12 protein-coding genes and 1 other RNA gene are annotated in these 12,558 nt (G+C 61.6%); 11 read left to right on the forward strand and 2 right to left on the reverse strand.

From position 1 onward, the window contains the following. Window positions 1-177: 177 nt before the first annotated feature. Both gap and tkt read right to left on the reverse strand, forming a co-directional pair. A complete protein-coding gene (gene gap / locus MUU54_RS12200) occupies window positions 178-1,179 on the reverse strand; it encodes a type I glyceraldehyde-3-phosphate dehydrogenase (RefSeq protein ID WP_247244297.1) in 1,002 nt (333 codons plus the stop codon). A gap of 63 nt (window positions 1,180-1,242) precedes the next feature. Further along, window positions 1,243-3,225: a transketolase gene (gene tkt / locus MUU54_RS12205; RefSeq protein WP_247244298.1), complete on the reverse strand. Its 1,983-nt coding sequence runs from the start codon at window positions 3,223-3,225 to the stop codon at window positions 1,243-1,245. A 304-nt stretch (window positions 3,226-3,529) separates the two neighbouring features. On the opposite strand from tkt, the gene MUU54_RS12210 reads away from it, so the two are divergent. The 11 genes from MUU54_RS12210 to MUU54_RS12260 all read left to right on the forward strand — a co-directional run bounded on the left by MUU54_RS12210 (window position 3,530) and on the right by MUU54_RS12260 (window position 12,556). Further along, the gene (locus MUU54_RS12210; RefSeq protein WP_247244299.1) at window positions 3,530-3,802 is read left to right on the forward strand and encodes a DUF4164 domain-containing protein; all 273 of its coding nucleotides are present in this window, start codon (window positions 3,530-3,532) and stop codon (window positions 3,800-3,802) included. Between the two features lie 18 nt (window positions 3,803-3,820). Then, complete coding sequence (locus tag MUU54_RS12215) at window positions 3,821-4,195, forward strand: cell division protein ZapA (RefSeq protein ID WP_247244300.1); 375 nt, start codon at window positions 3,821-3,823, stop codon at window positions 4,193-4,195. 54 nt (window positions 4,196-4,249) lie between these two features. Further along, window positions 4,250-4,407: non-coding RNA, 6S RNA (gene ssrS, locus MUU54_RS12220), on the forward strand. Window positions 4,408-4,847: 440 nt separating this feature from the next. After that, the gene (locus MUU54_RS12225) at window positions 4,848-6,347 is read left to right on the forward strand and encodes a sensor histidine kinase (protein ID WP_247244301.1); all 1,500 of its coding nucleotides are present in this window, start codon (window positions 4,848-4,850) and stop codon (window positions 6,345-6,347) included. After that, window positions 6,344-6,787, forward strand: coding sequence for a response regulator (locus MUU54_RS12230; protein ID WP_239996784.1), 444 nt, complete (start codon window positions 6,344-6,346; stop codon window positions 6,785-6,787). Before MUU54_RS12225 ends, MUU54_RS12230 begins: the two co-directional genes overlap by 4 nt. A gap of 9 nt (window positions 6,788-6,796) precedes the next feature. Further along, window positions 6,797-7,831 carry a sensor histidine kinase gene (locus MUU54_RS12235; RefSeq protein ID WP_247244302.1) on the forward strand — a complete coding sequence of 345 codons (1,035 nt, stop codon included), beginning with the start codon at window positions 6,797-6,799 and terminating at the stop codon, window positions 7,829-7,831. Between the two features lie 200 nt (window positions 7,832-8,031). Continuing rightward, the gene (locus MUU54_RS12240; RefSeq protein ID WP_247244303.1) at window positions 8,032-9,321 is read left to right on the forward strand and encodes a hemolysin family protein; all 1,290 of its coding nucleotides are present in this window, start codon (window positions 8,032-8,034) and stop codon (window positions 9,319-9,321) included. Continuing rightward, window positions 9,321-9,935 carry a 5-formyltetrahydrofolate cyclo-ligase gene (locus tag MUU54_RS12245; RefSeq protein ID WP_247244304.1) on the forward strand — a complete coding sequence of 205 codons (615 nt, stop codon included), beginning with the start codon at window positions 9,321-9,323 and terminating at the stop codon, window positions 9,933-9,935. The genes MUU54_RS12240 and MUU54_RS12245 overlap by 1 nt, the downstream gene beginning before the upstream one ends. Next, a complete protein-coding gene (locus MUU54_RS12250) occupies window positions 9,913-10,737 on the forward strand; it encodes a TIGR00282 family metallophosphoesterase (protein WP_247244305.1) in 825 nt (274 codons plus the stop codon). Before MUU54_RS12245 ends, MUU54_RS12250 begins: the two co-directional genes overlap by 23 nt. 106 nt (window positions 10,738-10,843) lie before the next feature. Next, entirely contained in the window at window positions 10,844-11,695 is an 852-nt protein-coding gene (locus MUU54_RS12255) for an MBL fold metallo-hydrolase (protein WP_247244306.1), read from the forward strand. Window positions 11,696-11,809: 114 nt separating this feature from the next. Then, entirely contained in the window at window positions 11,810-12,556 is a 747-nt protein-coding gene (locus tag MUU54_RS12260) for a YebC/PmpR family DNA-binding transcriptional regulator (protein ID WP_247244307.1), read from the forward strand. The last annotated feature ends 2 nt before the right edge of the window (window positions 12,557-12,558 follow it).

Genomic DNA, 12,558 nt, shown 5'->3' on the forward strand with positions numbered 1-12,558 from the left:
GCGATACGCCGCGGCCCGCTGGACCCGATCAATCCTGGAAGTCCGCACGACGGACGATTCGACACGAGGAATAGTAGAGGCGGGAACAAATCCGGCAACAGAAGGGCAGGTCACAAAAAAGAATGGCGGGCCGAATTATTCGGCCCGCCATTCTCATCAGCTCAAGGCTGCAATTCCTTAGATCAGCTTACCGAGGGCGACCGCGGTGTCGGCCATGCGATTGGAGAAGCCCCACTCGTTGTCGTACCAGGAAAGGATGCGCACGAGGTTGCCTTCCAGAACCTTCGTCTGGTCGCCGGAGAAGGTCGACGAATGGCTGTCGTGGTTGAAGTCGATCGAAACCAGCGGCTCTTCCGTGTAGCCGAGCACGCCCTTCAGTTCGCCTTCAGCGGCTTCCTTCATGGCAGCGTTGATCTCGTCTTTGATCACGTCGCGGGAGGCCACGAACTTGAAGTCGACCACGGACACATTCGGCGTCGGAACGCGGATCGAAGACCCGTCCAGCTTGCCCTTCAGTTCCGGCAGAACGAGCCCGACGGCCTTGGCCGCACCGGTCGAGGTCGGGATCATCGACAGCGCTGCGGCGCGGGCGCGGTGCAGGTCCTTGTGCATCGTGTCCAGGGTCGGCTGGTCACCCGTGTAGGAGTGAATCGTCGTCATATAGCCCTTCTGGATGCCGAAGGTCCTGTGCAGGATGTAGGCAACCGGCGCCAGGCAGTTCGTGGTGCAGGAGGCGTTGGACACGACCAGATCGTCCTTCGTCAGGCTGGCGTGGTTGACGCCGTAGACGATCGTCTTGTCGGCGCCGTCCGACGGGGCCGAGACGAGAACGCGCTTGGAGCCGTTGGAAAGATGCGCCGAGGCCTTTTCCTTGGAGGTAAAGATGCCGGTGCATTCCAGTGCGATGTCGACGTCGCCCCAAGGCAGCTCCTTGGGATCCTTGACTGCCGTTACCTTGATCGGGCCGCGGCCGACATCGATCGTGTCGCCGGAGACGGTGACCGTGCCGGGGAATTTGCCGTGCACGGAATCGTATCGGATCAGGTGGGCGTTGGTCTCGACCGGGCCGAGATCGTTGATCGCAACGACCTCGATGTCGGTGCGCCCGGATTCCACGATCGCGCGCAGAACGTTACGTCCGATACGGCCGAAGCCGTTGATGCCCACTTTCACTGTCATATCAAATACTCCCGCTAGTCTTTCGCAACGTACGATTCAAAGTGCTGAAGAGGGAGCGGCTTTTCAGGAAAGTCGCTTCTCTGCCGCTTCCACCACGGCTTCCGCCGTGATGCCGAAGTGCTTGTAGAGGTCCTTGGCCGGACCCGAGGCGCCGAAGGATTTCATCCCGACGAAGATGCCGTCGGAGCCGATGATGGCATCCCAACCTTCGCGAACGGCTGCCTCGACGGCGACCTTGACGGGCGAGGTGCCGATGATTGCCTCGCGGTAATCCTCCGGCTGGTCCATGAAGAGCTCCACGCAGGGTACGGAGACGACACGGGCGGTGATGCCCTTCTGCTCCAGCATGCCGTGTGCCTTCAGGGCGACTTCGACTTCTGAGCCGGAGGCGAAGATCGTCACCTTGGCGTCGCTGGCGGAAACCAGGTCGTAGGCGCCATATGCGCAGAGGTTCTTCTCTTCGTATTCGGTGCGTGCGGGCGTCAGGTTCTGACGGGTCAGCGCGAGGCCCGAGGGACGATGCTTTTCCTTCAGAGCCAGCTGCCAGCATTCCGCCGTTTCGGTCTCGTCGGCCGGACGGAAGAGCAGGAGGTTCGGGATGGCGCGCAGGGCCGCGAGATGCTCAACCGGCTGGTGCGTCGGACCGTCTTCGCCAACGCCGATGGAATCATGCGTCCAGACATGGACGACGCGGATGCCCATCAGTGCTGCAAGGCGGACGGACGGGCGGCAGTAATCGGAGAAGATCAGGAAGCCGCCCGAATAAGGGATGAGGCCGCCATGCAGCGCGATGCCGTTCAAAGCTGCGGCCGTGGCATGTTCGCGAATGCCGTAATGGATATAGCGGCCGGAGAAGTCGGTCGGCGTGATCGACGTCATTTGGCTCGTTTTGGTATTGTTCGACGGCGTCAAGTCGGCGGAGCCGCCAATCATCTCCGGCAGCAGACCGTTGATGACTTCGAGCACATCCTCGGAGGCCTTGCGGGTGGCGACCGTCGGGTTGTTGGTGGCGACCTTCTTCTTGAAAGCGTCGATCGCGCTGTCGAAGCCGCCCGGCAATTCGCCGGCGAAGCGGCGCACGAATTCTGCGCGCTTCTCGTTCGGCGTTTCGGCCAGGCGATCTTCCCATTCCTTGCGGGCCTTGGCCGAACGGAGGCCGGCGAGGCGCCAGGCATCAAGAACATCAGCCGGAACACTGAAGGCTTCCGCATCCCATTCGAGCGACTTGCGGGCCGCGGCGATCTCTTCGGCACCCAGCGGGCTGCCATGCACCTTGTGGGTGCCCTGCTTGTTCGGAGCACCGAAGCCGATGACGGTCTTGCAGGCGATTAGCGTCGGCTTGTCGGAAACATGGGCCGCCTCGATGGCGGCGGCGATCGCATCCGGATCATGGCCGTCGACCGAAATCGTGTTCCAGTTCACCGACTTGAAGCGGGCGATCTGGTCGGTGGAGTCCGATAGCGAGACGGCGCCATCGATGGTGATGGAATTGTTGTCCCAGAAGACGATCAGCTTGTTGAGCTTCAGGTGGCCCGCAAGCGCTATTGCCTCCTGGCTGATGCCTTCCATCAGGCATCCGTCGCCGGCAAGGACGTAGGTGTGGTGGTTCTGCAGCTCACTGCCGAACTCCTCCGACAGCTTGCGCTCGGCGATCGCCATGCCGACGGCATTGGCAATACCCTGGCCCAGCGGGCCGGTAGTGGTCTCGATGCCGGAGATGTGTCCGTATTCCGGATGGCCGGCCGTCTTGGACCCGAGCTGGCGGAACTGCTTGATGTCGTCGATCGTGATGTCGTCGTAGCCCGTTAGGAAGAGCAGCGAATAGAGCAGCATCGACCCATGGCCGGCCGACAGGACGAAGCGGTCGCGGTCGGGCCACAGCGGGTTCTTCGGGTCAAAGTTCATGAAGCGGGTAAAAAGAACCGTCGCGACGTCGGCCGCACCCATCGGAAGACCGGGGTGACCGGAATTGGCCTTCTCCACGGCATCCATGGAGAGGAAGCGGATCGCATTGGCCATCCGGTTGTGTTTTTCGCGAGAGATCATGACTGTTCCGCTGTTTTCCGGGTGTCGTTCACGGTCTTCGGACGGACCGCGTGAAAGCGGCTGATCCTTAGCAGGTGCAACGCGCAAGTCAACAAAAGTGCCCTGCGGACGGCGCGGCTTTAGGCACGGCTGTGAGCTTTGCCTCCTCCGAAGGCAGAGGTCACGGGCCCGCGATTTTGCTGATTCACAAGTTAGAACAAGTCGGCGGCGCGGTTTTGTTGACCCGACTCCGGTGCCGGAATACTGTGTTGCTTCAGTCGCATCGGCGCGAAAGCCGATTCGCCACTTCAGACGGAAGACGTTAATGCCGGCGGAAAAGTCGTTGGATCAGGCGCTTGCAGAACTCAAGGCTGCCATCGGCGGCCTCGAGAATGCCGTCGACATGCGTCTCGAGCATCAGCGCCAGGCTGCCGATGCCGAGAGCGAAGTGCGCCGGGTGCACGAGGATCGGGCACGGTTGGCGCAAGAACTGGACCAGTCACAGTTTCGCGCCAATCGGCTGGAGGAAGTGAACCGCGAGGTCTCTCGCCGTCTCGTTACGGCAATGGAGACGATCCGGGCGGTTCTCGACCGTTGATCATTTGAAGGATACTCAATGGCTCAGGTGACGGTCACAATCGACGGCAAGACCTACCGAATGGCCTGCGAGGAGGGGCAGGAAGGTCACTTGACCGATCTTGCATCACGCTTCGACCAGTATGTCGGTCACCTCAAGAGCCAGTTCGGTGAGATCGGCGATCTGCGGCTGACGGTGATGGCAGGCATCATGGTCATGGACGAGTTGTCGGAAGTGCAGCGCAAGCTCTCGGCACGGGAGGCGGAGATCGCTTCGCTGAAATCTGCTCTGGACGGCGAAACGGAGCACCAGCAGAGTAATGAGCAGATGATTGCCTCGAGCCTCAGCGAGATTGCAGGGCGCATCGAAGTGCTGACCGGAAAGCTGACCGGGCGCGCAACGCCGGTCAATTGAGCAAAAGCGAAGGCGACCTCTGGTTAAGGGCTGGATTCGGGATTATATCTTGGATGCGGTCTGCGCCTCACGACAGGAACCACAATCCCTGGGGCCATACTCGATCCAAAGGGAGCTGTCCCTGACCAGGCCCGTGGGCTTGGACATATGGCGCCCACCTACGTTTGTAGGCACCCAGGATCGTAACTCTCCATCGGTTGCGTGGATCGCACTCTCGTAACCGTACGGCATTCAAAATCCGGGCTTGGTCGCAGTAAAAATCAGACCGGCCTGGCGCGCACTCTTGTGTCAGAACAGGGAGTAGCGGCCCCTGCAGGGACTGTGGTTTCGCGCGCCACCGACACTCCCAGCCTTAGGCTCTGTCCTATAGCCCATGACATAGCAAAGGCCTCTATCCTGAACTGGCGTTCGGTCAAAGTGCCGTTTTCGACGACGCTTACCTTAAAGCGTCCGCTATCCGTTTCGACGAAGACGACACCGTCACTTTGCATCGCAGTTGCCCCGTTCCAGACTGGGACGATAACGGGTTTTCAGGCGTGGGATAGTGCGAAAATTAGCATTGACTAAAGGATACCTTATACGAAGGTCGTATTCTTGACTTTATCCCCTGGACGACCGAGTTTCCCCCGGCCTTTCAGCTTCCCGGGATCCCATGCCGCTCACCACCAATACCTTCGCCCGTTCGTCGATCCTCATGCTTCTGGTCGGGGCCGCCATTCTTATCGGGATCGTGCTGTCGTCGCTATTTCAGGCGCGAATGACCCAGTCCTATTCGGACGAGGTGATCGAGCTCCGCAACGCACGCACGTCGGCGTCCAACCTGTTTGCTCTCGTGCAGGCTGCGGAGACCGGACAGCGCGGTTATCTTCTGACCCAGAACGACAACTTCCTCGATCCCTACGAACGCTCAATGGAGCAGGTGATTGAAAGCCTGGAGAGGCTGGACGGCGCTCTTCGCCAAGAGCAGACCTACTCTGAAACCATTCCGCGGATTCGCTTCCTCGTGGAGGAAAAGCTGACGGAACTGCGCGACACTGTCGCACTGGCGCAGGCGGGAGATAGCGCGCGGGCGATCGAGATCGTCCGGAACGAGTATGGTCGAGAGGTGATGGAAGAACTGCGGGAGCTTCTGCTCAGCCTGATCCAGTCTCTCGATACCCGCTTGAACGAGGGGCTTGCCGAACTGACGGATGCCTCGAAGTCGATGCAGTGGTTCGCGATTGGCGGCGGCATCGTCATTATTGCCGTGGTGGGCGGTGCGATCATCATCGTAAGCCAGCATGTGCGCGAGCTTTCCCGGGCGCGCAGCGCCGTGGAGGAACTGAACGCAAGCCTTGAAGAGCGCGTCGAGGAGCGCACCGAAGACCTGATGCAGGCGAACCGCGAAATTCAGCGTTATGCCTACATCGTCTCGCATGATCTGCGCGCGCCGCTCGTCAACATCATGGGTTTCACCAGCGAGCTCGATGCCACCCTGGCCGCCGTGAAAAGCTATGTGCTGGCGGATGGAGGCACGCCGACGGAGGACCAGATCCGCGAGGCCCGCCTTGCGGTGGAGGAGGATCTGCCGGAGGCGATCGGCTTCATTCGGTCCTCGACCAAGAAGATGGACGGGCTGATTAATGCGATCCTGAAGATTTCGCGCGACGGCCGGCGGGAGCTGAAGCCCGAGCCGGTTGACCTGTCGCAACTTTTGGAGAACACCGCTGCCAGCATCTATCATCAGGTGGACGAGGCGGGCGGCGAGATCCGGATCGCTGTCGGCGGTGCCCGCGGGATGGTTTCGGACCGCTTTTCGCTGGAGCAGATCTTTGGCAACCTGTTCGACAACGCCGTGAAATACCGTCATCCTGACCGGCCTCTGCATCTGGCGGTGCGTGCCATGCCGGCACGTCGCAACTCTATCCGCATCGAGGTGGAAGACAACGGACGCGGCATTGCGCCGGAGGACCACGAGCGGGTTTTCGAGCTTTTCCGAAGATCAGGGGTGCAAGACAAGGCGGGAGAGGGTATAGGCCTTGCCCACGTCCGATCGTTAGTCAGAAATTTAGGTGGCGAGATTACCGTGACCTCAACCTTGGGGGGCGGTTCCACCTTTATTATCCGCCTGCCTTCGGATCTGTCCCAGTTTGTCAGGAGTAGCGGGTCATGAAAGCTGCAGCAAAAGAAGTCACCATCGTCATGGTCGAAGACGATGAGGGACATGCGCGCCTCATCGAGAAGAACGTCCGGCGTGCCGGCGTCAACAACGAGATCGTGCCCTTTACCGACGGCAATTCGGCCCTCGACTTCATTCTCGGCAGCGACCGCACGGGCGCCAGCACCCAGGATCGCCATCTGTTGATCCTTCTCGATCTCAACCTGCCCGACATGTCAGGCATTGACATCCTCGAAAAGGTGAAGTCCAACCCACATGCGAAGCGCCTGCCGGTTGTCATCCTGACCACCACGGACGACGAGCGGGAAATTCAGCGTTGCTACGACCTTGGCGCAAACGTCTACATCACGAAGCCCGTCGACTATGACAGCTTCGCCAACGCCATCCGTCAGCTCGGCCTGTTTTTCTCTGTGATGCAAGTGCCGGGGCAATAACGGAAGCAGATGCCGCAAACCGTTCTTTATGTTGATGACGATCTCGCGCTGGCACGCCTGGCGCAGAGGCATCTAGGTCGTGCCGGCTATGAGGTCGTGCACGCGGCGGATTCCGGGTCGGCTCTCGCGGCGCTGGACGGTGGTACATTCGGGGCGATCGTCCTCGACCATTACCTGCGGGCGGAGACGGGTCTGCAGATCCTCTCCATGCTCAAGGAGCGGCAGATCGTCCTGCCGGTGATCTATGTCACCGGCTCAAGCGAAGCGACGATTGCGATCGAGGCACTGAAGAGCGGCGCTTCCGACTACGTGATCAAGACTGTCGGCGAGGAATTCTGGCCGCTGATGGAGAGCGCGCTGCGCCAGGCCATGGCAAATGCCGAGCTGCGCAAGGCCAAGGAAAAGGCAGAGCAGGAAATCCGCATCGGCAAAGAACGTGCGGAGGTCCTGCTTGCCGAAGTAAATCACCGCGTCGCCAACAGTCTCGCCCTCGTCGCAGCCCTCATTCGCCTGCAGGTCTCCAACAGCAAGAGCGACGAGGTGAAGGAGGCGCTGGCGGAAACGCAGGCCCGCATCACCGCCATCGCCGGCATGCACCGCAGCCTCTACACCTCCGATGACGTCCGGCACGTGGAGATGGACAAGTACCTCGGCACGCTGGTCAAGGAAGTTCAGAACTCCGTCAACATGGACCAGCAGGGGCCGATCATCCAGCTCAAGGCGGATCCGGTCTCGCTCACCTCCGACCGCGCCGTCTCCGTCGGCATGATCGTCACCGAGCTTCTGACGAACGCCATCAAGTATGCCTATCCTGAGGGTGGGGAAGGCGAAGTCCGCGTTGCGTTTACGGCGCGATCGCCGGAGCAGGCGCTGCTCGTCGTTGAGGACGACGGCATCGGCTGGAGCGAAGGGGATACGCCCAAGGGTACGGGCCTGGGCAGCCGGATCGTCAAGTCGATGGCCGCCACCCTCGGATCGGCTGTCGAATACACGTCGAAGAAAAATGGCACACGGGCCGAGCTTCTCCTGATGCTGCAATCGTAGCCGGCAAGGCCAGCGCAGCAGCCATTGCCTAGCGGGCAGAGGAGCCCTATCATTCCTCCCGCCTGGAACAGGCGGCTTCCGAAGCACAGAGGTGCAACGGTGGCATCAAACCTCAGGACGGTTATAAAGCCGGGTTCGTAGGGAATGCAGGCTCGACGCACAATAATGCCGGTCGTTTCCGTCCCAACTGAGAGCTCCTCTTGTTAGTCGAAATTCTCATCGTCGTGGCCCTCACCGTCCTCAACGGCGTCCTTGCCATGTCCGAGCTTGCCGTCGTCTCGGCGCGTCCTGTGCGACTGAAGGTGATGAGCGAGCAGGGAAACCGCGGCGCAAAGCTGGCTATGCAGCTGGCGGATGATCCCGGCCGCTTCCTGTCTTCGGTGCAGATTGGCATCACGCTTGTTGGCATCCTGTCGGGTGCCTTCTCCGGCGCGACGCTCGGGGCGCGGTTCGCAACCTGGCTGGAAATGCAGGGCCTACCCGACAACTGGTCGGATGCTCTTGGCGTGGGATCCGTTGTCGTTGCGATCACCTATCTGTCGCTGATCGTCGGCGAGCTCGTTCCGAAGCAGATCGCTTTGCGGTCGCCCGAAAAGGTAGCTGCCCGCGTCGCGCCGGCCATGACACTAGTCGCAAAGATCGGCGCGCCGCTTGTCTGGCTCCTCGATATCTCGGGGCGGCTCGTCTTGAGCCTTCTCGGGCAGAAGGAGGAGACAGGCGATCGCGTGACGGACGAGGAGATCCGGACGGTTCTGGCGGAGGCGCACAGCGCCGGCGTGATCGAGACGGAAGAGTCAGCGATGATCTCCGGCGTCATGCGTCTTGCCGACCGGACCGCGCGCGGCCTCATGACGCCGCGGCGCGATGTCGAGGTGGTCGACATCGAGGACGAGCTTGCAGACATAAGGGAGCAGCTTCGCACTACGCAGCGCTCAAGGCTCCCGGTTCGCAACGGCAGTTCCGACGAGATCCTAGGCGTGCTCTTCGTCAAGGACGCCTTCGAGTTCATCGCGTCGGGCAAGGGACCGGGCGTTCGCGACCTGATGCGCGAGGCGCCGGTAGTGTCCGACCTGACCGGCGCACTCGACGTGATCCAGGCGCTGCGGCGCACACCGGCGCATATGGTGCTCGTCTATGACGAGTATGGCCACTTCGAGGGGATCATCACGTCGGGCGATGTGCTGGAGGCCATCACCGGCGTATTCCAGGAAGACGAGACCGACGAGCCGGCGATCGTTTCGCGCAATGACGGGTCCTTCCTTGTCGCCGGCTGGATGCCGATCGACGAGTTTTCCCACGAGATGGGCCTAAGGGTCGACGAGGATCCGGATTACGAGACGGTGGCGGGCTTCGTGCTTGACGAGATCAAGCGGCTGCCGGAACTGGGAGAAACCTTCGAGCGCCAGGGCTGGCTATTTGAAGTCATCGATCTGGACGGCCGGCGCATCGACAAGCTGCTCGTGCGCCGCGTCGAGGAGACGCCCGTCTGATGGCGGAGATATCTGCGCTCAAGGCGGAGCTGCGTGCCGGCCGGCTGGCCGCCCGTGACGCCATGTCCGCTGTCGAGCGGATCGAGAAGAGCCTTCAACTGGCGGACCATGGTCTGGCTGCGATCGAGTTGTCGCCCGGCACCGTCGTCTCCGGCTTCCTGCCGATCCGGTCCGAGGTGGACTTGCGACCTCTGATGGCGGGGCTCAGGGGACGCGGGGCACGCATCTGCGTGCCGGTGATCCTGGACAAGGAGCGGATCGAGTTCCGCGAGCTCCTGCCGGACACGAAGCTGATCGACTGCGGCTTCGGGACGTCCGCTCCGGGGCTCGAGGCGAGGGTACTCTACCCTGACATCATGCTGGTGCCACTTGCGGCCTTCGACCGGAGCGGCCACCGGATCGGTTACGGCGGCGGCTATTATGACCGAGCGATTGCGCGCCTGCACGACCAGGGGCGGGACCCGAGGCTGATCGGGATTGCGTTCGACCGCCAGGAAGTGGCATCAGTGCCCGCAGAACCCCATGACATCAGACTGCAGGCGGTGCTGACCGAGAGCGGCCTGCACAGCTTCGATACTAGATTGGACAGGAATGAGACTTCTCTTTTTAGGTGACATGGTGGGCAAGACTGGCCGCACGGCGGTATGGGAAAGGTTGCCCGGCCTCGTCTCCGACCTCAAGCTCGACTTCGTCATCGTCAATGGCGAGAACGCGGCCGGCGGCTTCGGCATCACCGAAGACATCTTCCTGGAAACGATCAATGCCGGCGCCGACGTGGTGACCACCGGCAACCATGTATGGGACCAGAAGGACGCCATCGTCTTCGCCGGCCGGCACGATCAGTTCCTGCGGCCCGCCAACTATCCGGCCGGAACGCCAGGGCGCGGCTCGAGCGTCTATTATGCCAGGAACGGTGCCCGCGTCCTCGTCGCTAACGTCATGGGGCGCGTCTTCATGCATCCAGAACTCGACGACCCCTTCAAGACGGCGGAGGCCATCCTTGCGGCCTGTCCCCTGAAGGAGCAGGCGGATGCGATCGTGTTCGACTTCCACGCGGAAGCGACGAGCGAAAAGCAGTGCTTCGGCCACTTCGTCGACGGTCGCGCAAGCCTCGTCGTCGGCACCCACACCCATGTCCCGACAGCCGACTGCCAGATTCTCAACGGCGGTACCGGCTATATGTCGGATGCCGGCATGTGCGGCGACTATGACTCTTCGCTCGGCATGGAGAAGGAGGAGCCGTTGAACCGCTTCATCTCGAAGATGCCGAAGGGGCGATTCGAGGCAGCGAGCGGCCCGGCGACCATCTGCGGTCTCGGGATCGAGATCTCCGATTCCACAGGATTGGCCGAGAAGATCGCGCCGCTGCGGATCGGGCCGCGTCTGGCGGAAACGATCCCCGCCTTCTGGGCCTGAGGTTCGCCTTCGAATGACAGAAAAGTGAGATCGGCCGGCGCGCAATGCGCTGGACCGGCCTGCTGCCTTGCCGCATCCTCCCGCTCGCAACCGATCAGGGAGTGGCATGATGCTGCGGACTGTCGTTTTCATCCTCTTCGGCCTTCTCGGTCTCACCCCTGTGCAGGCGCAGGATGCGCCGATGGCGGTCAGCCAGTGCCAGGCGATCGCAAGGGCGGTCCCGGGCGCCACCTTTGCCAGCTACATCCCATCGGCGCCTGCGCCGATCGTGCTTGCCCAAGGCACCGATCAAGCGGACCTGGCTGCGCGCGAGGAGGTGCGGATCACCTATGTCGGCCACTCCACCTACTTCATCGAGAGCCCCGGCGGCGTCGGCATCGCCACCGATTACAGCGGCGTCCACCGACCTTCGCGGCTGCCCGACGTCGTGACTATGAACAAGGCCCATTCCACGCATTTCACGCTCTCGCCTGACGCTGGCATCGAAGAGGTACTGCAGGGCTGGAGCGACGTGCCGGGTGAGAAGATCCGCCACAACGTGGTGGTAGGCGACGCCTATATCCGCAACGTCACCACCGATATCCGATCCTGGGGCGGTGACTTCGAGAAAGACGGCAATTCGATCTTCATCTTCGAGATCGCCGGCTTGTGCATCGGCCATCTCGGCCATCTGCACCATGAGCTGACGGAAAGCCATTATACTGAAATTGGCAGGCTTGATGTCCTGATGGTGCCCGTGGACGGTGGGCTGACGCTTGGTGCGGACAGCATGAGCCGCGTTGTCGAGCGGCTGCGCTCGTCCATCATCCTGCCGATGCATCGCCCGGGCGGGCTCACCAGCTTCATCGGCATGCTGGCCGGCACGGTCGATGTCTCCTATGCGTCGGAGCCGACGATCCGGGTCTCCATCCGGACCCTCCCCAAGCGGCCGACGATCCTGGTGCCGCAGGGCATGTAGCTTGGCGACGGCGGCAGTGTCGCTGCCAAGGAAACGGTCCCGGTGGCTTGAACCGGCGCCGCTTGGAAACTATAACCCCCGGCATTCCGCAAAATAGACGTGATCAGGGGTGCCATGGCCGGCCATTCACAGTTCAAAAACATCATGCACCGCAAGGGAAAGCAGGACGGCATCCGTTCCAAGATGTTTTCCAAGCTTGCACGCGAAATCACGGTTGCCGCAAAGACCGGTTTGCCCGACCCTGCGATGAATGCGGCATTGCGCCTCGCGGTGCAAAATGCCAAGGCGCAGTCGATGCCGAAGGACAACATCGAGCGCGCCATCAAAAAGGCGTCCGGCGCTGATGCCGAGACCTATGATGCGATTCGCTACGAGGGATACGGTCCCGGCGGCGTTGCCGTCATCGTGGAGACGCTGACCGACAACCGCAACCGCACCGCATCCTCCGTTCGCTCGACCTTCTCCAAGGCCGGCGGCGCGCTTGGCGAAACCGGTTCGGTATCCTTTTCCTTCGACCATGTAGGCGAGATCACCTACAAAGCTTCCGTCGGCGATGCGGACACGGTGATGGAAGCAGCGATCGAGGCTGGTGCCGAAGACGTCGTATCCGACGAGGATGGCCACACGATCTACTGCGCGTTCGAAGACATGAATGAAGTGTCCAAGGCGCTCGAAGCTGCGCTCGGGGAAGCCGAGTCCGTCAAGGCCGTCTGGAGACCGCAAAATACGATCCCGGTCGACGAGGAAAAGGCGCAGTCGCTGATGAAGCTCATCGACACGCTGGAAGACGATGACGACGTGCAGAACGTCTATTCGAACTTCGAAGTCTCGGACGAGGTCATGGCCAAGCTCTCGGCCTGACC

It is taken from the genome of Pseudorhizobium tarimense (assembly GCF_022968135.1).
Classification (GTDB): domain Bacteria; phylum Pseudomonadota; class Alphaproteobacteria; order Rhizobiales; family Rhizobiaceae; genus Neorhizobium; species Neorhizobium tarimense.